The organism is Fibrobacter sp. UWB1 (assembly GCF_002210325.1).
GTDB lineage: Bacteria > Fibrobacterota > Fibrobacteria > Fibrobacterales > Fibrobacteraceae > Fibrobacter.
Map to the genome: position 1 here is coordinate 49,486 of NZ_MWQL01000015.1, position 25,345 is coordinate 74,830.

Sequence of the window (25,345 nt, forward strand, 5' to 3'; positions counted from 1 at the left end):
GGACTATAGAAAACGAGAATCGCGTAAGAGTTCTTTACGGGATAATCCTTGTTGTGGTGGGGCTGGCCTTTGCCACAGTCGGCGTGTACATATTCAAAGATTATTTGGAATCCGTAAAACAAGAAACCTTGCTCGCGGGCAAGATGTCCAATGCCAAGGATGCAGAAGCGATCAACGGATTCTTGGCCCGCGGCGAATCGGTGCTGCGCGTAACCACTCGCATCGCAGAAAAGAGTTTGGATCATGGGGCTACGTTGGCGCAGATGGAATCGCTGCTGGTTTCCGAAGCGGAATATTACAGACATTCGAACGATATTGTCTTGTGCAATATGTTTGGATTGCTCCGCGATGAATTCCTGAGCGGCGGCCGTTGGACTCCTGCCGCAGGTTATGTACCTTCGGTTAGACCCTGGTACCAGAATGCCCCTATGGAAAAGGACAAGGTTGCCTTGATTCCGACTCACCTGGATCCGCACAGTGGCGAACAGGTGGTGACCATCAGTTTGCGCCTTTCCGATAAGAAAAGCGTTCTTGCGGTTGATCTGTTCTTGAAAGACTTAATTGCCGATGTCAAGAAGAGTGACTTGTCGAACATGTTGGTCATTATCGACAAGAAGGGTGTGGTTATTTCGCACACGGATATTACCCAGAATGGAAAGAACTACTTGTCGGCTGATTTCTGGGGCACGGACGAGGAAAAACTGGCCCGGGCGATTTCGTTTGCCAGCGAAGAACCGTTTGTCTTTAACCTGAGAGGCAGGGACTATCGCGTATTCTCGGCGCTGGTGCAGGGTGACTGGTATGTAGTCCGCCTTGTTGAAGAACGTACTCTCTGGAAGACCTTGAATATTGCTGTCTTGCGCAATGCGATTCTTATCTTCTTGATTTATGTATTGTTTGTATTGCTGTTCACGGCGGTATTTGCAAAATACTTGAGGCTTATTCGCGTGAACCGCTCCAAGACGGCGTTCCTTACGAGCATGAGCCGCGAGATTCGTTCTTCGGTGAATGGTATTCTCGGTATGAATTCCATTGTGCAAAAGGAACTGCACGATGACAACATGAAGGAATATTCCAATAACATCCAGAGTGCGGGTCAAAGCATTATTTCGTTGGTGAACGATGTCCTGGATGTTTCGAAAATCGAGTCGGGCCGCCTGAGTATTGAATCGATGGAATACGACGTCTTTACGGTTTTGCAGGAATGCTACAATGAAAATGAACCGAAGGCGAAGGCGAAGGGCCTGACCTTCCACATTGATTGCGATCCCGATATTCCGTCTTGCCTGTGGGGCGACCAGAATCGTATTATCCAGATTATCAACAACCTGCTTTCGAATGCGGTCAAGTTTACCGAAGTGGGTGGTGTTTCCTTGTCGGTGGGCTTTGACAACTTGCCGCCGATTGGTTCGCTCCGGACAGACGACTACATCATGTTGAAGATAGCCGTCAAGGACACTGGTGTCGGCATCCGCAAGGAAGACCGCGATACCATATTCAAAAGGTACCTTCCCAAGAATCCAAAAGATGAAAGCGATATCGAGGGGATGGGTCTTGGACTTAGCCTAACACAAGAGCTCTTGGCGAAGTGCGGCGGGCAAATAACGATTAACAGCCGCTACGGCGAAGGATCTTCGTTCCTGGTAGAAATTCCGCAGCTGGTGCTGAATACAGAACCCATGGGCGACTTTGTGATGCGCTACAGGAATGCCTCGCGCAAGAACAAGGAAGTGGCCGAAGTGTTCTTGGCACCTGAAGCAAGAATTTTGATTGTCGATGACGTTGAACTGAATATCAAGATGTTCCGCGGCTTCTTGAACAATTCGAGAGTGAAGATTGACGAAGCCCTGAGCGGTCACCAGTGTTTGCAACTGGTAGAATCCAGACATTACGACCTGATTTTCTTGGACCACATGATGCCGGTGATGGACGGTGTGGATGTCTTTAGAAAAATGAGGATGATGGACAAGTATCCGAACAAGGATACGCCTGTGATAGCCCTTGTGTCTGAAGGGGAATCGTTTGCCAAGGATTCGTTCCTTGCCGAAGGCTTTGCCGATTATTTGCTTAAGCCGGTCAAGGAACGTGACCTGCGTCGCACCATGAAGTGGTACTTGCCCAAGCAGCTAGTGCTGACTCCCGAGGACTTGACGGAACCTGTGGTCCCGACGGTGAACTTGATGAACGGAGTGGGCAGTACGTCTAGCAACAAGATTGGAACGACGTTCGGAGATGACGAACTTGAACTGCGGTCGATTACGGCGCCGACGCTGCTTGACCGCTTCAAGGCCTTCAGTGAGTTCCTGGATATCAAGGCCGGTTTGAACTACTGCGCCGACGACGAAGAAATCTACGTAGAAATGCTACAGGAATACGTCGGTTCTCCGCTGTGTAGAAACGTGGATACCTGCTACAAGAATTCCGACTGGGACAATTACCGTTTCTACATGCATGTGCTTTATGATTCGTCTGTCGCCATTGGGGCAATCTCGATGGCGGAAATATTCCGTAATCTGGAAACGGCAAGCCGCGAATCTCGAATGAAAATTGTTCAAGATACTCATGAGCTCGCCATGGCTCTGCATGCTGAACTGATTGAAAACATCCAGAGGGGGCTTGACGAACGATGAAATGGATGGTCCTAACATCTGCGCTGGCGATTGCAATGATTGTGGGCGTGTTGCTCATGTTCGGCTCCGAAACGGGATTCCAGGAAAAGCCGGAAAAAGTTCGTGTTGCCGTGATTATGGCGGGGCTCTGTAATGACCATAGCTGGAACGAATCTCATTGCGAAGCGATTCAGAAAGCGCAAGCCCAAGCCCTATTGAATTTGGAAGTTACCTATTATGAGAATGTCCCGCTCGATTCAACGGCGCAGGATACTATGGAAGAAGCTGTTCGCAAAGGAGCCAAGATTGTCATAGCGACTTCGTTTGGTTATGGCGCGGCCGAAATGGCTGTGGCGAGAAACCATCCGGAAGTCACGTTCTTTCATGCGACCGGACTGAAATCGATGACGAATTTGTCCAGTTTCTTTGGCCGTATGTACCAACTACGTTATCTTTCGGGAATTGTGGCCGGATTGAAGACGAAAACGAACGAAATCGGTTATGTGGCCGGGCTCAATATTTCTGAAGTGAATCGCGGCATCAATGCGTTTGCGCTTGGTGTTCAGAAGGTTAATCCCGAAGCGAAGGTGTTTGTCAGCTGGACCGGATCGTGGAACGATGAAAACAGGGCTGCCGATTCGACCCGCTCGTTGCTTGATAATCACAATATCGATGTCCTGACGACTCATCTGGATGCGTTGTCTCCGTACAACATTGCAGACGAAAGAAACGTCTGGATTATCGGTTACAATAGGGACAATTCCAAAAGGTTCCCGGATAGGTTCTTGACGGCGCCGGTTTGGCACTGGGAAAATTTCTATGTTCCCAAGATTCGCGAGGTCCTCCAGGATAAATTTGAAGGGCGTTCTTATTGGCTTGGGCTAGAAAGCGGCATGATGGACTTGGCCGAGATGACTCGCAATGTCGAAGCGTCGATACGTCAGATTGTCGAAGAAGAAAAAATTCACTTGACGCAAGGCAAGTTCGATGTGTTTTACGGTCCAATCGAAGATAACCAAGGTGAAATCCGTGTAGGCGAAGGCGAAAGCATGACCGACGATGAGATGCTGAATCGGTTCGATTGGTTCGTCAAGGGGGTAGTCGATGGAACTAACCCCTAGAAGCGCGAAGATCAACATCAAGATGGTGGTTTGGCTTGCCTCCGTCGTGTTTGTCCTGTGTCTTGTTTGCGTATTGCTTCGAGTAAAGCTCGATACACTTTTGGATGCCTATGTAACAAAGCATGTGTCGCAGCAAGCCGTATTGACCGCCCATCTTGTGGACGAAAAATTGCATGCACAGCTGGATGCCCTTTCGATGGTTGCGCGTAAAATAGAAACTGACGGCGCGCGCGTGGAAGATTTCTTAGCCCTGTCGGACGTGAAGGACGAAAATTCTAGCTATGGCTTGATTGCGCTTGATGGAACGGTGTACGTGGATTCTTCGCGGTTCATGCTGCCGGACGAAACTTACCGGTGTATCATGGGATCGTTCCGCGGCAGACAATCGGTTTGCTACAGCGAAAGGATGGGGATTTTGCTTGGCGTTCCGGTGTTCCATGGCCATAACGTCCGATTTGTGCTGTACTTGCAGTACGACGAAATCCCGATAAACGATTTCTTCGATGCGGATTGCTTTGAGAAGAAATGCTTTACTCAGATAATCGATAACGATGGCCGGGTCCTGATCCAGAATAATACCGGAAAGTGGCGCCAGGATTCTGTGTGGAGTGAAGTCGATGTTGGCAAGATTTATGGCTGGCTCCGTCAGGATATGGACCATGGCGGACTTGCCTCGGCAAGAAATGTCCAAGTAGGAAACGAGACCTATTACTTCTATATGGCGAAGCCTTCGCAAGACGATTTCATGCTTGCGGGAATGGTTGCCGGCGAAGATGTATCGGACGGTTTGAACCAGTTATCTTTCTTGGTGTTCTGGGTTGTCGGATTCTTGATGCTGCTGTTCTTGACGGGCCTTGGAATTCGATTCTTCTTGGTTCGCAGGAATCGGGAATCTCACTTGAAGGGACATTTGGTAAGCGACGAACTGGATCGCTTGCGCATGATGGATTCCGTGGGCCAGGATATTCGCAATCCGGCGATGAATGTCTTGAATATGGGCGCGATTGTCTTGAGGGAATCGGCTAATTCTTCGCTCAAGGAATACGTTTCGGAAATGCGCGCTTCGGGCCAGGAACTGCTTTTGCTTTCGAACGATATTTTGGACATGAACAAAATCCGCACGAACAGCCTTGAAATTTCGATCAAGGAATACGACCTGTTTGCTGTCCTCTGTGATTGTTACAGTGCGGCCCGTAACCGCAAAAAGCCGGTGGAGTTCGAACTGTTGGTCGATTCTTCGATTCCGACTCAGCTTGAAGGCGATGAATCGCGCTTGTGGCAGATTGTAAGTAATATCTTGTTCAACGCAGAACGCCTGGTCGTCAACAGTGCAAACATTGTTCAAATTGGTTACCGCTGGGCCGAAGACGAAAACGGTGAAGAAAGTACTCAGAAGATTGACTTGGTGATTGATGTGCCGGATGCGGGCGTCAGCTGGACGGGGGCTTCGCTGACGCTTGTCAAGATGCTGGTGGGCGCTCTCGGCGGTACAATCAGGAGTAGCCATATTGCGGATGGGCTTCCGGTTGTCGAAATTGCAATCCCGCAGAAAGTCGTCAAAAACGAACTGATGGGTGATTTTAAGACGCGGTACAACGAATTCGTGCATGTGTCCGAAAACAAGTCCATTCATTTCTTTGCACCGAATGCATCAATTCTGGCCATTGACGATGTGCCCATGAATTTGCGCGTGATGAGCGGACTTATAAAAGAAACATTGGCCCGCTTTGATTCGGTTTCGAACGGTATGGAGGCGATTGAAAAGTTCAGGCGTAACCATTACGACATGATATTCCTTGACCATACGATGCCGATTGTCGATGGCTTGGATATTCTGACAATCATGAAGACGCTGGACGATCACCCGAATCAGCATACGCCGATTGTGATGCTTACTGCCGAAGATAGCGCTTCTGCAAAGACGATTTGCGAGACGACGGGATTTGCCGATTTCTTGACGAAGCCGGTTCACGAAGATGCCCTGTTTACGATTCTCCTGAAGTTCTTGCCGAAGGAGTTGATTAAGCATTACGATGAATTGCCCAAGAAAGAAGAAGTGGAAGAGCCTTCGCCTGCAGAAGAAAAGCCTGTAAAGAAACCGATGCTGATTCAGGAACCGAAAAAGACGAACGAGAACCTACCTAGCGATGTGTTGGATATCTCGGTTGGCCTGTTCTGTTGCGAAAGGAATGAAGCCCTTTATCGCAAGAAGATGATGGTTTATGTCGATAAACAGTACGATGTGGTCTTGAACAAGTTGTTCAAGGACGAAGACTTCGAAAGTTACCGTTTGATGGTGCAGATGCTGAAGAGTTCTTCGCTTTACATTGGTGCGGTTGAGATTGCAAGTATTGCAAAGGCGATGGAATTTGCCTGCAACGAAGGCGACTACGACTATGTGCGGGTTCGCCATGATGACTTGATGCGCGAATACAGACGCATTGTCAAAGCGATTAAAGAGCGAGTGATGGATGGAAGAACAAATTGATATCTTGAATGCGGATGGGACTCCTGCCGGATATTCTCGTGGGCGTACCGAAGTTCATGCCAAGGGATTGTGGCACCGCACGGTGCATATCTGGGCGTTTGACAGCAAAGGCCGCATTCTGTTCCAGCTTCGCAGTCGCGTGAAAGAAAACAACCCCGGACTTTTCGACACGAGTTGCGCGGGCCATATTTCGGCAGGCGATTCCAGCGTGAATGCCGCCGTGCGCGAACTGCGCGAAGAACTGGGCGTGCACAAGAGTTCGCGCGACCTCGAATATCTATTCGAGGCTAAGCACGAAAGCGTGCTTAACGGCGGCTCTTACCTCGACAACGAATACTACGACGTCTACAAGATTTCGTTAAACGACGAAGAAGCGAATTCGCTTGTGCCGCAACCCGGCGAGGTCGATAGCTTTACCTGGATGACTCGCGAAGAATTCTTTGCAAAGCATAAGTTACACCCTGAAAAGTTCGTTGAACATCCGAAAGATTATTTGTGGCTCATGGAGAATGCCTAATGGCGATGTATAAGGATATTGCGCTTGCTGTTGAAGGCGGCGGCATGCGTGGCGCGTATTCGGCCGGCGTACTGGATGTATTTTTAGATAACGGAATCAAGTTTGGAGCATGCGCCGGAACCTCGGCGGGAGCCACGCACCTTTGCAGTTATCTGTCGGAACAACGCGAACGCAACAAGCGCCTCGACACCATTCATTCAGCAAGCAAGCGCTACATGAGCTGGGGCAACCTGATTCGCACCGGTGAATTTTTCGAAATCGAATACTGCTATAACGAAATCCCGCGTGTCATCGATCCGTTTGACTTCAAAAAATTCCGCGAGAATGCATCCGAAACAAAATTCTACGCAGTCGCTACGAATTTGGAAACGGGCGACGCGGAATATCTGCTCACCCGCGATTTAGACAAGCCCGAAGACATGGACAAGATTCGCGCCTCGGCCTCGCTCCCGCTCATGAGCCATATCGTAGAAGTTGACGGCATGAAGCTTCTGGATGGTGGTGTCGGCGACAGCATTCCGTTCGAAGTGTTTACGGGCATGGGTTACAAAAAACAGGTCGTTATCGTCACACAGCCCGAAGGCTTTGTCAAGAAACCGAACTCCATGATTCCCCTGTTCAAGCTTTTCTACCGCAAGTACCCCAAGTTTATCGAAGCGGCAAGAAACCGCCACATTCGCTACAACCAGTGCCTGCGCACGCTAGAGGAACGTGTCGCTCAAGGTTCTGCGTTCATGATCCGTCCGAGCGAAAGCTTCAAAATCGATCGCTTGGAAAAAGACAAGTCCAAACTCGTAAAACTGTACGATCTCGGCGTAAAAGACGCAACCGCACTCATGCCTAAACTGCTCGCATTTCTGGAAAAGTAATATGTCGAAAGCAATTGCCGGTCACCGCTATCGCCATTACAAAAAAGAAACGATGATCTACACCGTCGTCACCGCCGACGCTCTAGATTGTGAATCGGTCAAGCCGCTCGTGGTTTACCGCAGCGAATACGAGACTCCCGACCACCCGAAGGGAACTTTATGGGTGCGCGATCGTGAAGATTTCGAGAGCAAGGTGACGCTTGCCGACGGTACTATCGTCGACCGCTTTACCGATATGACCGTGAATCCCTAATTCCGATTTTATTTGCTGCGTCTCATTTCCGCAAGGACCATGCCCGCGATAATCGCTACCGCACCCACGATGGCAACGGCGGTGATTTGCTCGCTGAGGGCGATGGTTGCCGTAATCATTGTCACCATGGGGACGGCGTAGCCGTAGTTACTTGCAAGTACGACGCCCAAACGCTTAAGAACGCTGTTCCAGATAAGATAGCCGAATAGCGACGAGAATACGGTTAGACATAGAAAGTTGAGCGTTACGACGGGTTCCGTAAAATGGTGCCACGGAATGTCCAGGGCTTTAGAAACGCTACCGTGGGCTTCGACAATCATGGCGGGAATAGAGGAGAGCGTTCCGTAAAAGAACATCTTGCGCGTGATGAACAGGGAACTGTATTTGCCGTTTAGTTGTTTAATGATTAGCGAAAAGGTTGCCCACATAAGCCCGGCACTGAAGGCGAGTAAATCACCCACAGGCGAAAGCTTTAAAATGAATTTTCCGTTCAAGACCACGAGCACCATTCCGACAAACGTGATCAGGCATCCGAGAATTTGCCGCTTGCCGAGCCGTTCGCTCTTGTAAATGAGACCGCCGAGAATCATGATAAGCAATGGGTTGGTGCAGACGATGAGCGAGACGTTACTTGACTGCGAAAGCGTGAGGGCCGTATTCTCTGTCCAGAAATAGAGCGTGCATCCGGTAATGCCGCAAATAAAAAGAATCAGTTCGTGTTTCCAGTTTTCAGAACGGAACTGTTTGTGGCTTGCTGCCAGAAGAATCAGGTATGTAACCGCAAAACGCAGCGAAAAAACTTGCACCGCCGAGAACCCGTGATTCAAGAGCACTTTTGTGCTTACGAAGCTCGTGCCCCAAAAGGTGATAGTTATAATGGCGAGTAAATGCCATAGGGCCATATTATTGCGTGCGGGAGTCATTGTGAAAAAAAATAGTTTTTTAGATCAAATAATCGTGAATTTCTAGTTATAGAAAAAAGCTATGGGTAGATATCGGAATTATATATGCAGATATTTGCATAAGTGCATTGCCAAGCGATAGTGTTTTTCTATATTTAACCATAAATAAAATATGTTAGTCGCCCCAAATGAGCAACTACCTATAGATAAGTTTTTAACAAGAGGCAAAAATGTCCAAGATCGAAACTTTGTGCGTACAGGGCGGCTGGCAGCCGAAAAACGGCGAACCGCGCGTCCTTCCCATCTACCAGAGCACCACTTTCAAGTACGAGTCCAGCAACGCGATGGCCGACCTGTTCGACCTGAAGGCCAGCGGCTACTTCTACACGCGCCTGCAGAACCCCACCAACGATGCCGTGGCATCCAAGATTGCGGCCATGGAAGGCGGTGTGGCAGCGATGCTCACGAGTTCCGGTCAGGCGGCGAACTTCTTCGCCGTGTTCAACATCTGCGAGGCGGGCGACCACTTCATCAGCACCAGCGCTATTTACGGTGGTACTAGCAACCTCTTCTCCGTGACGATGAAGAAGCTCGGCATCGAATGCACATTCGTGGACCAGGACGCTAGCGACGAGGAAATCGAGAAGGCCTTCCGCCCGAACACCAAGTGCTTCTTTGGCGAGACGGTTGCAAACCCGGCCGGCAAGATTCTGGACCTCAAGCGCTTCGCGGACATCGCCCACAAGCACGGCGTGCCGATGATTGTCGATAACACGTTCCCGACTCCGATTCTCTGCCGCCCGATTGAATTCGGCGTGGACATCGTGACCCATTCCACCACCAAGTACATGGACGGTCACGCGATGGCCGTGGGTGGCTGCATCGTGGATAGCGGAAACTTCGACTGGGAAGCCCATCATGACAAGTTCAAGGGCTTAACCGAACCGGACCCGAGCTACCACGGTCTTGCCTACACGAAGGCTTTCGGCAAGGGCGCCTTCATCACGAAGGCTACGGCCCAGCTCATGCGCGACCTCGGCAGCATCCAGGCTCCGCAGAATGCGTTCCTCCTGAACGTTGGCCTCGAAACGCTTCACCTGCGCATGCCGCGCCACTGCGAGAACGCTCTCGCCTGCGCGAAGTTCCTGCAGAACCACCCGAAGGTGGCCTGGGTGGACTACGCGGGCCTCGAGGGCAACAAGTACCACGAACTTGCCCAGAAGCAGTTCAAGGGCGGGCTCCCCTGCGGCGTTCTCACCTTCGGTATCAAGGGTGGCCGTGAAAAGAGCATCCAGTTCATGGACAATCTCAAGATGATTTGCATCGTGACCCACGTGGCCGACGCCCGCAGTTGCGTGCTGCACCCGGCAAGCCACACGCACCGTCAGCTCAGCGACGAACAGCTCATCGAAGCAGGCGTCGCACCGGACCTGATCCGCTTCAGCGTGGGTATCGAGAATGTCGAAGACATTATCGCGGACCTCACGCAGGCCCTCGACAAGGTGTAATTGTTTTTAACATTCAAAAAGAGATTCTTGGCTATGCCAAGAGTCTTTTTTTGTACTCAAATTACTTATAAAATAACGTATTTTAATAAATGTATCAAAAAAAATTTTGTGTATAGATTAATAAAAAAGTGTTTTAATTTGTGTAAAAATTGTGGACAAAAAAAGAAAAATGAAGTGTAAGTTTTTTGTATAAAATAAATTCAGTTGCACCCCTTGTCAATAAATACCCTTTATTGTAACTTTGTTCACAATAATATTGTTTTTGAGGGCTAGGAGTCCATCAAACACCTCGGGAAGTCCTGCTGCGCAAGTGGCGGGGCTTCCTTTTTTACAATTTTGTGTGATTTTGTGTAAGAGTTCGAGAAAAAACGATTTTAAAATATGGACTTTATTAAAGCGAGTTGGCGATATTCATTACATGCTTAAACCCGCTGTCAAAAAATGCAAAAACTTGTTTTTTGCGCTTTGTCGCCTTGCGCACTTTTGCCGCGGCTCTCGCCTTTTTTCTAAATTTATGCCCGAAAAATTATAGAGCTATGAGGTATGGGCACGGCGACCTCAAACCTCATACCTTGCAGCTCCTACTAGAGGTATAAAATAATGGCTAAGTACAATCCGCAAGAGATCGAAACCAAGTGGCAGGCCTACTGGGAAGAACATCAGACTTTCAAGACGGGCACCGATAAGTCCAAGCCCAAGTATTACTGCCTGGACATGTTCCCGTACCCGAGTGGCGCAGGCCTCCATGTGGGCCACCCCGAAGGTTACACCGCTACCGATATCATCTGCCGCTACAAGCGCAGCCGCGGTTTCAATGTGTTGCACCCGATGGGTTGGGACGCTTTCGGCCTCCCCGCTGAACAGTACGCCATCCAGACCGGTACGCATCCGGCCATCACGACCAAGAAGAACTGCGACAATTTCCGCCGCCAGATCAAGCGCCTTGGTCTCTCTTACGACTGGAACAAGGAAGTCAACACCACCGACCCCAAGTATTACAAGTGGACGCAGTGGATTTTCAAGCGCCTTTACGGCACCTGGTTCGATGAAGACCAGCAGAAGGGCCGCCCCATCGAAGAACTCCCGATTCCTGCTGACGTGGAAGCCAAGGGTGTTGCCGAAGTCCGCAAATACAAGGACTCTAAGCGCCTCGCTTACTATGCCGACGCTCAGGTGTGGTGGTGCAAGCACTGCAAGATTGTGTGCGCTAACGAAGAAGTCTTGAACGATGGTTCTCACGAAAAGTGCGGCACCAAGGAAGTGGAACGCCGTAACCTCAAGCAGTGGCTCATGCGCATTCCGCTGTACGGCGACCGCCTGCTGAAGGGCCTCGATAAGCTCGACTGGCCGCAGGGCGTCAAAGACATGCAGAAGAACTGGATTGGCAAGAGCTACGGTGCCGAAGTGGACTTCCCGATTGCCGACGCTAACGGCAAGCCGACCGAAAAGAAGCTCCGCGTTTACACCACCCGTTGCGATACGTTGTTCGGTGCCACCTACATGGTCGTCGCCCCGGAACACGCGATGGTGCCGGAACTCACGACTGCCGAACAGAAGGCCGCCGTGGAAGAATACGTGCACGCCGCCGCATTGAAGAGCGACCTCGACCGTACTGAACTCGCCAAGGAAAAGACCGGCGTGTTTACCGGTAGCTACGCCGTGAACCCGCTCACCGGCACGAAGATTCCGGTGTGGGTTGCTGACTACGTTTTGACCGGCTACGGCACCGGCGCCATCATGGCCGTGCCTGCTCACGATACCCGCGACTTCGATTTCGCGAAAAAGTTTAATTTGCCTGTCATCTGCATCATGGAACCCGATGCAAGCTGCCCCGAAGACGTTCGCCCGAAGGTTCTCGCTGGCGAAGCTTGCTGGGCTGCCGACGGCACCTACATCAACAGCCAGAACGACACGCTTTGCCTGAACGGCCTCAACAAGAAGCAGGGCATCGCGAAGGTCATTGAATGGCTCGAAGCGAACAAGATCGGTAAGGCCACCGTGAACTACAAGCTCCGCGACTGGCTCTTCAGCCGTCAGCGCTACTGGGGTGAACCGTTCCCGATTATCCACTGGGAAGATGGCGAAATCTCTACCGTCGATGACGCCGAACTTCCGGTGCTTCTGCCGGAACTCAAGGACTACAAGCCGGGTGACGGCGGACAGTCCCCGCTCGCAAACGCCACCGAATGGCTCCAGGTTACGGACAAGAACGGCCGCAAGGGTATCCGCGAAACGAACACCATGCCGCAGTGGGCTGGCTCCTGCTGGTATTACCTCCGCTACATCGATGCCTGCAATGGCGACGCCTTCGTCGCTAAGGAACTCGAAAAGTACTGGATGCCCGTGGACCTCTACGTGGGCGGCGCCGAACACGCCGTGCTCCACTTGCTCTACAGCCGCTTCTGGCACAAGGTGCTCTTCGATCTCGGCCTCGTCTCTACCGACGAACCGTTCCAGAAACTCTTCAACCAGGGCATGATTCTCGCCTTCGCTTACGAAGATGCCGCGGGCTCCAAGGTCCCGACTGACGAAGTCGAGGAGAAGAACGGCAAGTTCTTCAAGAAGGGAACCGACATCGAGCTCAAGCAGATTGTGGCGAAGATGAGTAAGTCTTTGAAGAACGTCGTGAACCCCGATGACGTGGTGCGCGACTACGGTGCCGATAGCCTTCGTTTGTACGAAATGTTCATGGGCCCGCTCGACGCCGTGAAACCGTGGCAGACCAAGGGCATCGAAGGCATGAACCGTTTCCTCGGCCGCGCCTGGCGCTCCGTGGTGGGCGATGACGATGCCGCTCCGGTCTACGTTGATGAAACCGCTCCGGAAGCTATCGAGAAGGTGATGCACCAGACCGTCATCAAGGTCACGAGCGACATCGAGAACATGAGTTTCAACACCGCGATTAGCCAGCTGATGATCTTCAACAACGAAATGATGAAGATGGACAAGCGCTACCGCGAACCGTGCGAAACCTTTGTGAAGCTGTTGCACCCGTTTGCCCCGCACATCGCCGAAGAAATGTGGAGCATCCTCGGCCACAACGAATCACTCACGAACGTCGCCTGGCCGGAAGCCGACCACTCCAAGGCCGTGGAAAACACCGTGGAAGTCGTGTTCCAGGTGAACGGCAAGGTCCGCGCGAAGGCAAGTGTCGCGAAGGACATGGACAAGGCCGCTTTGGAAAAGCTCGCCATGGACAACGACCGCGTGAAGGAGTTCATGGCTGGCAAGACCGTCGTGAAGTCCATCGTCGTCCCCGGCAAGCTCGTCAATATTGTGGTGAAGTAATTACGATTGTCATCCTGGAGCGCCCGTGAGGACGCGATAGGATCCATAGAAATTCAGACCGTAGCAAAAACGCTGCGGTCTTTTTATATTTAAGTCATGTTCAAGATAATCAAGGCTATTAGCCGTCTGCTTTCGAACTACGCTTCCCCCTTTGTTATCGCAAGCGCAGTAGTCGCATTCTTCGTTCCGGTCGCATTTGGCTGGGTTCACGGGAATGTATCTTCCATCATCCTCGGTGTCATCATGTTGAGTATGGGTTTAACCATTTCAATAGATGATGTGCGGAACTTGATGAAACAACCGCTTCATATTTTGCTTGGTGCGGTTGCCCAGTACACGATTATGCCGTTTGTCGCTTTCGGGCTTACGAAGGTGTTTGGGCTGGACCCCTACCTTGCCGTGGGTATCATTCTGGTGGGGTGCTGCCCGGGCGGTGTTTCCAGCAATGTCATGAGTTTTTTGGCCCATGGCGATGTCACCTATTCCGTGAGCATGACCATGGTGAGCACGCTCCTTGCGCCGATTATGACGCCGCTGCTTGTGCTTTGGCTTGCTGACACCAGCATTGATGTGAATGCGAAGGGCATGTTCCTGAATATTCTGTACGTGACGATCGCCCCGATTACCATCGGATTCCTTTGCAACTACTTCTTGGGCAAGCGCGCTGTGTTCAAGGAAATCCAGTCGAACATGCCTGCAGTGAGTGTGGTAGGCTTGATGATGATTGTGGGCGGTGTCGTCGTGACCGTGCGCCCGCAGTTGTTCGCAAACGGCCTCGGCCTGATTTTATTGGTGCTTGCGGTGGTGTTCTGCCACAATGCGCTGGGCTATGTGCTTGGTTACGGCGTGGGTAAGCTTTTCAGATTCAATACAGCCAAGAAGCGAACCATCGCCATCGAAGTCGGCGTGCAGAATGCCGGTATGGCGACGGTGCTTGCCATGGCCTTCTTTGCAGACCCCGTAAATGTGGCGAAGAACCCCGAAGCGGTGCTTTGCATGGTCCCTTGCGCCTTGAGTTGCGCCTACCATTCCATTAGCGGAACGGTGCTCGCGAATATCTTCGCTTGGCGCGACAAGAAAAAGGCGGAGTAAAATAGCATTTATCCGTAAAATCGCTTTTTTTCGAACAAAGTGAATATGAAAAAGGCCACGATTTTTCGTCGCGGCCTTTCCTTTTAAGTTCCTGGATTCTATCGTGTCCTTGCGGACACTCCAGAATGACATGCTAGGTTATACAGCGCGAGTGCTTGCACACGCATTGGATAACCGACGCAGTCATGCACGAAGTGCAATGACATTCAACTTACTTCTGATGAGCCTTGTACCACTTGATGAGCCCGTTGGTAGAGCTGTCGTGGTTCAGTTCAGCGTCAGCCTTGGCAAGTTCCGGGAGGATCTTCTTGGCGAGCTGCTTGCCGAGTTCAACACCCCACTGGTCGTAGCTGTTGATGTTCCAGATAACGCCCTGCGTGAAGATCTTGTGTTCGTACATGGCGATGAGGGCGCCGAGCGTTTCCGGAGAAACGTAGTCCATCATGATGGAGTTGGTCGGCTTGTTGCCTTCGAACACCTTGTGCGGGGCGAGGAATGCGATTTCTTCTTCGCTCTTGCCGTCCTTGCGGAGTTCTTCCTGGGCCTGGGCGAGCGTCTTGCCGTTCATCAGGGCTTCGGGCTGTGCAAAGAAGTTGCTGAGCAGTTTCTGGTGGTGGTCGCCGACCTTGTTGTGGCTGTTTGCCGGGGCGATGAAGTCGCACGGAATCATCTTGGTGCCCTGGTGGATCAGCTGGTAGAAGGCGTGCTGGCCGTTGGTACCCGGTTCGCCCCAGAGGATCGGGCCGGTCTGGTAGTTCACGCGCTTGGAGTCGCGGTCAACGGTCTTGCCGTTGGATTCCATGTCGGCCTGTTGGAAGTAGGCAGCGAGGCGGTGCAGGTACTGGTCGTACGGAAGCATGGCGTAGCTAGAAGCGCCAAAGAAGTTGTTGTACCAAACGCCGATGAGGGCGAGGATAACGGGGAGGTTCTTGTCGACCGGAGCGGTCTTGAAATGCTGATCCATTTCGTAGGCGCCCTGGTGGAGCTTCATGTAGTTGTCGAAACCGATGCGCAGCGCAATCGAAAGACCGATGGCAGACCACAGGGAGTAACGGCCACCCACCCAGTTCCAGAATTCAAACATGTTGGCGGTATCGATACCGAAGGCGGACACGGCTTCGGTGTTGGTGGAAAGAGCCACGAAGTGCTTGGCGATGGACTTTTCGTCGCCGTTGAAGGCCTTGAGAACGGCAGCCTTGGCGGTTTCGGCGTTCGTCATGGTTTCAAGAGTCGTGAAGGTCTTGGAAGCGACGATGAAGAGCGTTTCTTCGATGTTCACCTTCTTGAGGGTTTCGGCCATGTGGGTGCCGTCGATGTTAGAAACGAAGTAGACTTCCGGAGAGTATTCGCCAGCAGCCGGCTTGTCGGCATACGGCTTGAGGGCTTCGGTGACCATCACGGGGCCCAGGTCGGAACCGCCGATACCGATGTTCACCACGTACTTGATGGACTTGCCGGTGTGGCCCTTCCACTTGCCGGTACGCACGAGCTTGGTGAATTCTTCCATGTGCTTGAGCACGGCGCGAACTTCGGGCATCACGTCCTTGCCGTCGACGCAAATCGGATCGTTGCCCTTGTAGCGGAGTGCGGTGTGGAGCACGGCGCGCTTTTCGGTGGTGTTAATCTTTTCGCCGGCAAAGTACTTACGGCGCATGTCTTCGAAACCGGCAGACTTCAGGAGGTCCTGGAGCTTGGCCATGGTTTCGTCGGTAATGATGTTCTTGGAGTAGTCCAGGAAGAGGCCGCAGGCTTCGGCGCTGAACTTTTCGGCGCGAGCCGGGTCCTTTGCGAAGAGTTCCTTCATGTGCCAGGTCTTTGCGACTTCGGCGTGGGCCTCAAGGGCCTTCCATTCCTGAGAATCAGTCAGTTTCGACATAGATTAATCCTTTCCGCTGCGCGGTTATTTGTTGCGAGGGAAAATATAGTAAAAAGGGGGGATGTTTCCCCCTGATTGCAGCCCCGACTCCCACCCTAATGTCATCCCCGCGAAGGCGGGGATCTCCTATAACCCACCCAAGCCGGGGCTTCCATCACCCTCCTCTACGGGCTTCAGACGCCAGCCCGTAACGCCTGGCTTATTTCTCGTTGGTTTCGTCAACAATTGAAAATCGGTCGTGAATGGTGCGCATATTCCCCCTAATTGTTCCATGGAGAGTGGTGTGTGCAAAAAATGCACATACCACTTGTGAATCCAATTCTCCTTCTTTGAATACATTCTTGATTTCTCGTTTTGTTTTTTGTAGGAATAAAAGAATAGTCGTTGTTTAATCGATTTATTAATGTATATTTCGGATGACATAGAATTAGAGCTGAGCTCTTGTTCCGGTTACAGAAAATTTGGTATATAATCCGCTATCCGCTTTTAGCGGAAAGGCGAAAAAGATGAAGTGCTTGAGAAAAACCGTTAGAACGATCTCTGGATATATTGATATAATCAATAGATTTCGTAATCAAGTTGATTCATCAACAAAAATTCTTTTCCGCGGACAGGCAAATGCAAAGTGGAAAATAGAATCCTCTCTTGAACGAATAGGATTAGATAACATTACCTTCAACAAATACTATACATTGGTTGATTCCTATAAGCCCGAAATAAATGCTTATGGGAAAAAGTTTCAGCGAAAAGTGAAATATAATGGTTACGATTTCGACTTCTCTGACTATAGCAAAATAAGTTATGGTAGGTTTCCTGATTTAGAATATTTGACCTATTTAAGACATCATGGATTTCCATCACCTTTAATAGATGTTACGTTATCTGAATATATCGCTTTGTTTTTTGCGTGTGAAGATGCTGTTGACTCTGCAAAAAAGATTAAAAGTGGAAAAGTTTTTGTATTGCAAAGTGAATTGTGGAATCATGCGGTTAGTGGGTATAAAGAAATCCATGAAATAGGTCATTATATTGAAACTGATTTAAGGCATCTTACTCAACAATCTGAATACTTGATAGCTTGCTGTTTCGACTTAGATAAAAACGAATGGAAGTTTGTCCCGTTTGATTTAGAAGGTAGTTTAAAGGATGCTTGTCAAGAATCAGATTCTATTTTGGAAATACGAATTCCCGCGTCTGTAAAAGTAAATCTTTTGAAGGAGCTTGATAAAATGAATATAAATCATTACACATTGTATCGTGATGAAGATTCTTTAATGAAAAAAATGAAATTCGATTTTCTTGAGGAAAATGGGAGGATTGTATAATGAAACAGATTTTAGATAAAGCGAGTGATATATTATTTTTTTTAATAAGTGTTATTTCTTGTGTGTTGTCGTTTTCTTTTCCATTGAAGTTATCGTCGCTTCATATATGTGATGGTGCTTGGTTCTATTGTGTATTTGTCTTATGTCTATTGTTGAGTTTTTTTGCTGGGTATTCTGCTTGGAGATTCGCAAAAATAATTGTAAAACAAGATATTTCAAATGAAAATGGAGAAATTGATTTTATCCTAGAGGAGACTGAACACGCCGAAACTTTCAAAACGAAACATCCGTTTTTGCGTATTTTTGACAATATTGTGAATCGTATATCGTTCTGCGTGATGTTTATTTTTACATTATCTATTTATGGATGGCTTTTTTTGGGGCCTATTAATTGGTTGTTGAACAATGATTATACCATACAGTTGGAAAATACAGACCCATTAAGTTTGTTTGATGTTTTATTAGGGGGAGTAATGATGTTGGTTCTTTTGTTGATTTTTTTGTATGTAATAGTTGTCCATGCGATGAGTCAATATGCTCGTAGTATAAAAAAGGAAATAAAAGAAAGCGTTCTTGAAGCGTTATCAGAGGAATCTCTTAAAATACGAAGTGATATAAAGACCTTGTCGGATAAACAGTAGTGCTTTTTTGAGTTCTTTCAAAATTTTTTTACATATAAATCTCGTTAGCTTTAATAAATTCAGCGATATTTTTTAACATTTATGTATTTTAATGAGGCTTTTATATACATTTAGTGACATGGATACATCAATTCTCGACAAAGCGATTGTTTTTGCGGTCAAGGCGCACCAGGGTGCAGAACGCAAGGGGAAGGGTTTCCCGTATATAGTTCACCCGATGGAGGCTGTCTCGATTGCGGCGACCATGACAAGCGACCAGGAACTTCTGGCCGCCGCGGCATTGCACGATACGGTAGAAGATACCGCTGTGACGCTCAAGGACGTAGAACGCGAATTCGGCAAGCGCATTGCGGAACTTGTTGAGGCCGAATCCGACATTGAATTTGAAGGTAAGAGCCGCCAAGAAAGTTGGCGCCTTCGCAAAGAAGAAGCGATTGAACGTTTATCTTCGGCGACTAACGAAGTCAAGATTGTAGCGCTTGCAGATAAATTAAGTAATATCCGCGCCATCTACCGCGATTACCAGGCGATTGGCGACAAGGTGTGGGACTTGTTCTGTGTCAAGGACAAGGTTTCGCACGAATGGCATTTCCGTGGACTTGCCCGTGCACTCGCTAGCCTCAAGGGAACTTTCGCTTACGACGAATTCGCCGAAACTATCAACAAAGTCTTTGGGAAATAGACACGACATGGAACAGGTAATCAACAAGGACTACGGCCTGCCCCCCAAGGAAACGCTTATCCTGGAGGAGTACCGCGAACAACACATCGTCTTCGAGAAGCTACTACGCATCGTCAAGCGAATTCTTCGCGAGAGCATCCAAGAAAACAAGATATACATCAACGCCATCGAAGGGCGCGTCAAGGCAGAAGACAGCCTTGCAGGAAAACTCGAACGTAAGTCGGGTAAGTACAACTCCCTTTCGGACTTAACGGATATTTTGGGTGTCCGCGTTATCACTTTTTACAGCGACGAAGTGGATAAAATTGCAGCCCTTGTCGGACGTATTTTTACAATTGACTGGGAAAACAGTATCGACAAACGCAAGATGCACGAAATACACAGTTTCGGCTACAATTCACTACATTACATTTGCAAGCTTCCCAGGGAAAAATACTTTGACCCCAACTACCCCCAACTAAACGAAATCCGTTTCGAAGTGCAGATGCGCACGGCCTTACAGCATGTGTGGTCGGTGCTGGATCACGATACGGGTTACAAGTCGGGTTTTGAAGTCCCCAAGGAATACTTGCGCAATTTGAACCGCCTCGCGGGAATGTTGGAACTGGTCGATGAGCAGTTCTGCCTAATTCGTTCGGGTATCAATGATTACCGTCGTCATGTGCAGTCCCTGGTGAGTTCGGGCAGTTTTGACGAAGTGGAACTGAATGGCGATTCCTTTGGCAACTACTTGGAACTTCGTCCTTTCGATTCGCTGAATAAGCGTATCGCCTCTATTAACCAGGCCGAAATCCACGAGACGTCGCTTTCGCGGTTCTTGGCTGTATTCGTATCATTTGGATTTACGACTCTCGGCGACATTGACAGAATGATAAAAGGAAATATGGAAGATGCATACCAGTTAGCGGCATTCCAGCTGGCGGGTACTGATCTTGATATCATCAATTCTTCTCTCGGCGTAATCGCCCTTTGCTCCGTGTATGTGCTCAAGCAAGGTGGTGGCGTGCTGGAACTGACTCGTTTCCTGGAGACCTTGAATGGGGAATCTGCGGGCAACAGGCATCGTGCTGAAGGTCTTTTCCGTGTCGCGCAGAATTTGCCTTTTATGAAGAAATAGTTAGTGAAAAATAAAAGAAAGTCCTCGACAGCGATGTCGGGGACTTTGTGTTTTGAAGGGGCTTAAAAATTACTGCTGCGGAGGCGGGTTGCCATGTTCATGACCGCCATGGGGACCGCGGTGCGGTCCGTTCTTCATGCGCTCCCTAAAGTTCTTCATCTGTTCCTTATGGAAGGCGTTGAACTTTTCAAGCTGTTCGGCGGTCAAGATTCCGGCAAGGGCCTGCATCCCGTTGATGCGGTGTTCCAACAGGGACTTGTCTACATCGAGTACGCGTGCCTTGGCGGCATCGATTCCGGCAGAATCCTTGCTTTCAAGAGCTTCGCCTAAAGCCTTTTCGGCTTCGTGCTTTTGCTTGCGGAGTTCCCTGAAAATGGAATCACCCTTAGCGCGGCTAGCTTCAATAGCGGCCTTCTGTTCCGGCGTTACCTGCAGTAAGGAATCCATGGCAGCGGGGTCCATGCCCCCCTTGAATTTGGGACCATGGCCTTTGTCGAAGTCGCCATGTGGACCCTTGTGGCTGTGCTTTGCACAGTTCGGGCAATGGCAGGGTTGTCCGTTCTTTTCGCAGGCGCAAGGCAAACCTTGCGAGCATGCGCAAGGACCGCCCTTTTGACAACAGGTTGTGCTACTAGAGCAACAATTGAAATTGCAGAACCTTCCGGCGAAAAAGCCTAAGGCGAGAGCAAGCACTATAATACTTGCAATAAAGAGCTTGTTTCCGTTCATAGAGTTACTCCTTGGTTAAATAATTAAAGCCGACAGTTTCTTCCAGAGTTTCGAATTCGTCGCTGGTGGAATTTCCGAGGCTAGAATACCAGCTCAATACTTCGGACGGAGCAGAGCTGTTGATAGAAATGTATTCGGTCGAAACAGAATTTTCTTGTTCAATCTCGCTGGTGAAAGACGGCAAAATCGCAGTCAGGCTCACAAGCACAAAACTTGCGGCCAGCGGAATTGCACTGTACCAGCTCTTGATAGAGACAATCTTGCTCTTCGCATTTTCGGCGTCGAGGCGGGCGCAAACTTTGTCCCACGAGTCAGCCCGAGGAGTGAGCCGCTCCATTTTCGAGAAGTCAATTTTAGTAGACATAGTTAAGCTCCTTTTTTGCGTTTTCTCTGCGCTCGCTCAAGTAGTTGCGGACAAAAGTTCTCGCGCGGCTGAGTCGCGCCTTGATGGTGCCTTCGGGCATCTTGTAAATTTCGGCCAGGTCCTTTACATCCAAGTCTTCGGCATCCTTGAGCCAGAGCATACTGCGTGATTCTGCCGGAAGTTCTGCCAAACCTTTTTCCAAAAGTTCCGGATCGAAATTTTCGTTCTTTAAATCGCCTTTTCCAAGAGCCTCTTCTATAATGGAGTCCAAGTGTTCTTCTTCGAGTTCGCGGTGGCGCTTTTGGGCGCGCAGCTTCATGAGGCAGGCGTTTACCGTGAGCCTATAAAGCCATGTCCCGAGGGCCGATTCGCCTCGAAAGCCTTGGACGGCTTTGGGGGCTTGCACAAAGACATCCATCAGAATGTCTTCGGCCTCGTCGCGGTCCTTCATCATCCTAAAAGCCAAATTCAGCACGTTCGCGCTGTGGGCCTGCCAAAGCAGGCTTAACGCTTCGCGGCTGCCGCCTTTAAGGTGTTGAAGTATCACTTTTTCGTCCATTGTACCCTTTAGATGCATCAAAAGTTGCATTGGTTGCATTTTCTAGAGAAAAAATAGGAAAACTCTCATGGGTGTATTCAAAGCGTATTCAAATTTTTTAAATTTAAAAAATAATGTAAAAAACTTGTTTAATTGTAAAAAAAAAACGCTTTTTGTATCAAATTTATTGACAATGGGGAGCCTGTTGTATAGATTTAGAACTATATGGCTCCTATTTTGCAATATCAAGATTTTCGTCGTTATCTACAGGACTTTTACGATTGGAAAAAGCGTACTTCGGCTTTTTCGTGGCGTGATTATTCGAAAATGGCGGGGTTTACCTCGCCGGTGTTCATGAAACAGGTTTGCGAGGGTAAGGCAAACCTCGGAAAGAAAGCGACCGTCAAGGTGGCGGATGCGTTTAATTTTATCGGTATCGAGCGAGAGTACTTCTTCAGTTTGGTGATGTTTGCGCAGGCGAAGACCGATGACAAGAAACGTTTCGCTTATGCCGAAATGCAGTCAATCGCAAAGGCCAGTAAAGTAAACCTCATCGGTGTTGATGCATACAAGTATTACGACTCTTGGGTGCACCCGGTAGTGCGTGAATTGGCGCCTGCCATGCCGGGGGCTATGCCAAAAGAAATCGCAGGCAAGTGCGTTCATGAAGTTTCTGCGAAAGAGGTAAGGGACTCCATCAACTTCCAGGTCCGTGCGGGAATTCTTAAAAAGACGGATGACGGCAATTATTCGCAGACAGATAAGCTGCTGGGTGGCGACACGCAGTCTATGTCTTTGGCAGTGCGTTCCATGAACCGGCAAATGGCCACCTTTGCGGTAGATGCACTTGACCGTTTTGCTGCGGATGAACGCTATGTCGCGGGTGTTACCATGGGCGTTTCTAATGATGCCATTGCAAAAGTTGTCGAAGTCCTGAAAAAGTGCCGCGAGCAGGTTCTAGAAATTGTTGCGAACGATGACAAGGTAGATCAGGTGCTGCGCCTGAATTTGCAACTGTTCCCGTTGACTCAGAAAATAGAAGGTGCAAACGATGAAAAGTAAAATGTTTGGAAATGTTGCGCTTTGGCTTGCTTTGTGCGGCGCCTTGTTGGGACTTGCCGCATGTTCCGAAAAATCTACGGCGGGTGCAACTGTAGATGATAATTCTGTGGCAGAAATTTCTGCGGATGAAAAGTTGATTCTAGAACATCAAGTTGATTCTGTCAAGAACTTTGTTGATGGCATACCGGCAGATATTGACGATTATGAAAGGGATACTACCAGGTTCTGGTTCGAAATTAGGTTCAGCGGCGAACATGAAAACTTTTTCGCTTACGAAGAAGAAAACCCTTATTCTTATTGCTTTGTCAATATTTACCAGTCGGACTTTGGTATGCGAACTATAGAATATCTTCCGATTGGGGATAGCTATACGCGGACATTTTTCTTGACCGCAGATGAACAAGGACTTGTCTATCATGAAAAATTAGACAATCGTTATTATGACCCAGCTGGTTGTGAAAATGATTTTTTGGACTTTGAAAAAAACTGTCAGAATCGTGGTGGGGACTTGTTTATCCATTTTGTAAACTGCCAAGGTGGAGAACTGCATTTGACTTGTTCAGCATCAATGGGGCATTTGACTGAAGGTGTTGAGTCTATTTTGAATGATTATGCTGAAAACATGAAAACAAGGTGCTTGGAGAATCGGTAAAATGAAAAGATTGGTACTAGGAATAGTTCTTGTTTCTTTGTCGGTGTGTGCGGGCAAAGAGAAAACCCCGTACTTGCCACCTTATGAACCCCATAGTTCTGTTTCGCCAAGAGTTCAGGAATTCTTGGAATCTTCAAGAAGCCTAAATTGGGGCGCGGATTCTGCTGCAGCGAACTACGATGCCTTAGGCAGAAAAGTGAAGTCAAGTCGAACCGTAAATACCCATTCATTTATCCCTCGACAAGTGAAAATGAATGTCCAAGTTTCTTCTTTAAATATTCCTGAAAAAGATGAGCGTACTATATCTGCGGAATATCGATATGAAAATGGGGTGCGTCATTATTGGCTAAATGGAGTATCTGTTTCAGAAACGGATTATTTTAATAGCATACAGACGAATCAGTCCTTTTATATTCCGAGTTATACAGCGTCATTGACTGCTGAAGAAATCTATTCGTTGCTGAATGGTTCGGAACCGGTTTATATTAGTGAAATTATGGAAGCAGAAGATGCTGCGGCCTATACGCAAATTCTAGATACGACACGTGTGTCTACATGGGCTTTTGCGAATGGCTACAATGGTAGCGGAATCGGGGCATATATTGCAGAAAATGGTTGCCCAAAAACATCTGTAATAAATACGGCTAATTTTGTGCAGACTACTTTGTGTGCTAGTGGGGTCACAAAACATGCGACGTCTATGGTGCGTATTTTCCAGACAACGGCGCCCAATGCTGTTTTGTACCAGTATGCGCAAGGAGAGTCGCCGAATATAGCTTCTTATCCACAAATAGAAATAGGGTTTCACTCCTATTCTGTAAGCGGAGATTCTTTATATAAAATAAATGATCGCGATTTAGATGATTTTATTTATGCAAATGATATTGCGTCTTTTGTTGCAGCCGGAAACCAAACGTCTTCTACGGGGTCTTTTTATGTGACAACCCCGGGAAAGGCTCTAAATGCCATTACGGTTGGGGGTGTTTACCCCTTTACAAACAACTATGAAACATTTTCTCGGTGGAAAAATTCAGAGGTAGAAAACCAAAAACCGGAAATAGCAACATACGACTATTTTTCGTTTCCGAATGATGCTCACTTTGTAGATGACTATAATTCTACTTATAACGGAGTGTCTCATGGAACGAGCGATGCTGCTGCTTTTTCTGCAGGTGTTATGGCAGATGTATTGCATCAGCATCCGTTCTTTAAGCATCGCCCTGAAATGGCGAAGGCACTGCTGATTACGGGGAGTACGAAACAGATTGCCAATGCGGTTTCTTTTGATCAAGACAATAATAGTGCGGCGGCGAAGGGAATCCCGTTGTACGAAGATCTTGGTTGGAATACGCGTTCCAGATATTGGCGAGGTGCTAATTCCTGTTGCTTTACGGGAGATTCGATAGTATTCACGGAAACGGGTATTGTAAAGGATAAAAGGTACCGCATTGCAATTTCTTGGCTTGTTCCAGGATCGTATGTGTTTACGAATAAGACCGTTTCTCAAGATATAGACTTGTATGTATTTCAGGATGGTGAGATTATTGCGCTTTCCATTAGTGTGGAGAATTCATTTGAAGCGGTTGAGTTTACTGCGAAATCTAATAGCGATTTGAAAATCCGAATAGTTCGTTATGCGAATTCTGGCACAGGGAATGTCGCTCTTGGTTATAACTTTTGGTATGAATAAATAATTGGATTTATAAAGAAAA

The 25,345-nt window shown here is 48.7% G+C and carries 21 protein-coding genes; 16 read left to right on the forward strand and 5 right to left on the reverse strand.

The window, feature by feature from the left end:
* The first annotated feature begins 83 nt into the window (after nt 1–83).
* The 6 genes from B7988_RS11460 to B7988_RS11485 are packed head-to-tail and all read left to right on the forward strand — an operon-like array spanning nt 84 to nt 7,857.
* Complete coding sequence (locus B7988_RS11460) at nt 84–2,630, forward strand: hybrid sensor histidine kinase/response regulator (protein ID WP_170930644.1); 2,547 nt, start codon at nt 84–86, stop codon at nt 2,628–2,630.
* A complete protein-coding gene (locus B7988_RS11465) occupies nt 2,627–3,730 on the forward strand; it encodes a BMP family ABC transporter substrate-binding protein (protein WP_073322996.1) in 1,104 nt (367 codons plus the stop codon). The genes B7988_RS11460 and B7988_RS11465 overlap by 4 nt, the downstream gene beginning before the upstream one ends.
* Nucleotides 3,714–6,218: a response regulator gene (locus B7988_RS11470; RefSeq protein WP_088658014.1), complete on the forward strand. Its 2,505-nt coding sequence runs from the start codon at nt 3,714–3,716 to the stop codon at nt 6,216–6,218. Before B7988_RS11465 ends, B7988_RS11470 begins: the two co-directional genes overlap by 17 nt.
* Nucleotides 6,202–6,735, forward strand: a complete 534-nt coding sequence (locus B7988_RS11475; RefSeq protein WP_073323000.1) for an NUDIX domain-containing protein — start codon at nt 6,202–6,204, stop codon at nt 6,733–6,735. The genes B7988_RS11470 and B7988_RS11475 overlap by 17 nt, the downstream gene beginning before the upstream one ends.
* The gene (locus tag B7988_RS11480) at nt 6,735–7,604 is read left to right on the forward strand and encodes a patatin family protein (protein ID WP_249268979.1); all 870 of its coding nucleotides are present in this window, start codon (nt 6,735–6,737) and stop codon (nt 7,602–7,604) included. Before B7988_RS11475 ends, B7988_RS11480 begins: the two co-directional genes overlap by 1 nt.
* A 1-nt stretch (nt 7,605) precedes the next feature.
* On the forward strand, nt 7,606–7,857 hold the full coding sequence (locus B7988_RS11485; protein ID WP_088658015.1) for a DUF1653 domain-containing protein: 252 nt from the start codon (nt 7,606–7,608) through the stop codon (nt 7,855–7,857).
* Nucleotides 7,858–7,865: 8 nt separating this feature from the next.
* Here the strand turns inward: B7988_RS11485 and B7988_RS11490 are convergent, their stop codons facing one another.
* A complete protein-coding gene (locus tag B7988_RS11490; RefSeq protein WP_249268980.1) occupies nt 7,866–8,759 on the reverse strand; it encodes a DMT family transporter in 894 nt (297 codons plus the stop codon).
* A 230-nt stretch (nt 8,760–8,989) separates the two neighbouring features.
* On the opposite strand from B7988_RS11490, the gene B7988_RS11495 reads away from it, so the two are divergent.
* The 3 genes from B7988_RS11495 (at nt 8,990) to B7988_RS11505 (ending at nt 14,647) form a co-directional block, all read left to right on the forward strand.
* The gene (locus B7988_RS11495) at nt 8,990–10,267 is read left to right on the forward strand and encodes an O-acetylhomoserine aminocarboxypropyltransferase/cysteine synthase family protein (RefSeq protein WP_088658017.1); all 1,278 of its coding nucleotides are present in this window, start codon (nt 8,990–8,992) and stop codon (nt 10,265–10,267) included.
* Nucleotides 10,268–10,867: 600 nt separating this feature from the next.
* A complete protein-coding gene (gene leuS, locus B7988_RS11500) occupies nt 10,868–13,555 on the forward strand; it encodes a leucine--tRNA ligase (RefSeq protein WP_088658018.1) in 2,688 nt (895 codons plus the stop codon).
* A gap of 96 nt (nt 13,556–13,651) precedes the next feature.
* Nucleotides 13,652–14,647, forward strand: coding sequence for a bile acid:sodium symporter family protein (locus B7988_RS11505; protein ID WP_088658019.1), 996 nt, complete (start codon nt 13,652–13,654; stop codon nt 14,645–14,647).
* 211 nt (nt 14,648–14,858) lie between these two features.
* Here B7988_RS11505 and pgi read toward each other — a convergent pair whose 3' ends face one another.
* Complete coding sequence (gene pgi, locus B7988_RS11510; protein ID WP_072800058.1) at nt 14,859–16,523, reverse strand: glucose-6-phosphate isomerase; 1,665 nt, start codon at nt 16,521–16,523, stop codon at nt 14,859–14,861.
* A 506-nt stretch (nt 16,524–17,029) separates the two neighbouring features.
* On the opposite strand from pgi, the gene B7988_RS11520 reads away from it, so the two are divergent.
* The 4 genes from B7988_RS11520 (at nt 17,030) to B7988_RS11535 (ending at nt 20,288) form a co-directional block, all read left to right on the forward strand.
* On the forward strand, nt 17,030–17,848 hold the full coding sequence (locus B7988_RS11520; protein WP_088658021.1) for an FRG domain-containing protein: 819 nt from the start codon (nt 17,030–17,032) through the stop codon (nt 17,846–17,848).
* Nucleotides 17,848–18,489, forward strand: coding sequence for a hypothetical protein (locus B7988_RS11525; RefSeq protein ID WP_088658022.1), 642 nt, complete (start codon nt 17,848–17,850; stop codon nt 18,487–18,489). The genes B7988_RS11520 and B7988_RS11525 overlap by 1 nt, the downstream gene beginning before the upstream one ends.
* A 118-nt stretch (nt 18,490–18,607) precedes the next feature.
* On the forward strand, nt 18,608–19,171 hold the full coding sequence (locus tag B7988_RS11530) for an HD domain-containing protein (protein ID WP_088658023.1): 564 nt from the start codon (nt 18,608–18,610) through the stop codon (nt 19,169–19,171).
* Between the two features lie 7 nt (nt 19,172–19,178).
* Nucleotides 19,179–20,288 carry a (p)ppGpp synthetase gene (locus B7988_RS11535; protein WP_088658024.1) on the forward strand — a complete coding sequence of 370 codons (1,110 nt, stop codon included), beginning with the start codon at nt 19,179–19,181 and terminating at the stop codon, nt 20,286–20,288.
* Between the two features lie 69 nt (nt 20,289–20,357).
* On the opposite strand, the gene B7988_RS11540 is transcribed toward B7988_RS11535, so the two are convergent.
* Genes B7988_RS11540 through B7988_RS11550 form a run of 3 tightly spaced genes read right to left on the reverse strand, consistent with a single transcriptional unit; the run spans nt 20,358 to nt 21,940 of the window.
* Nucleotides 20,358–21,017: a Spy/CpxP family protein refolding chaperone gene (locus tag B7988_RS11540; protein ID WP_212668319.1), complete on the reverse strand. Its 660-nt coding sequence runs from the start codon at nt 21,015–21,017 to the stop codon at nt 20,358–20,360.
* Nucleotides 21,018–21,021: 4 nt separating this feature from the next.
* Nucleotides 21,022–21,381 (reverse strand): hypothetical protein, encoded by a 360-nt coding sequence (locus B7988_RS11545; protein WP_088658025.1) that lies wholly within the window; start codon nt 21,379–21,381, stop codon nt 21,022–21,024.
* Nucleotides 21,371–21,940: a sigma-70 family RNA polymerase sigma factor gene (locus tag B7988_RS11550; protein WP_088658026.1), complete on the reverse strand. Its 570-nt coding sequence runs from the start codon at nt 21,938–21,940 to the stop codon at nt 21,371–21,373. The genes B7988_RS11545 and B7988_RS11550 overlap by 11 nt, the downstream gene beginning before the upstream one ends.
* 204 nt (nt 21,941–22,144) lie before the next feature.
* Between B7988_RS11550 and B7988_RS11555 the strand changes: the two genes are divergently transcribed.
* The 3 genes from B7988_RS11555 to B7988_RS11565 are packed head-to-tail and all read left to right on the forward strand — an operon-like array spanning nt 22,145 to nt 25,323.
* Nucleotides 22,145–22,981, forward strand: a complete 837-nt coding sequence (locus B7988_RS11555) for a TIGR02147 family protein (RefSeq protein ID WP_088658027.1) — start codon at nt 22,145–22,147, stop codon at nt 22,979–22,981.
* A complete protein-coding gene (locus B7988_RS11560; protein ID WP_088658028.1) occupies nt 22,971–23,633 on the forward strand; it encodes a hypothetical protein in 663 nt (220 codons plus the stop codon). Before B7988_RS11555 ends, B7988_RS11560 begins: the two co-directional genes overlap by 11 nt.
* Before the next feature lies 1 nt (nt 23,634).
* On the forward strand, nt 23,635–25,323 hold the full coding sequence (locus tag B7988_RS11565) for a S8 family serine peptidase (protein WP_088658029.1): 1,689 nt from the start codon (nt 23,635–23,637) through the stop codon (nt 25,321–25,323).
* The last annotated feature ends 22 nt before the right edge of the window (nt 25,324–25,345 follow it).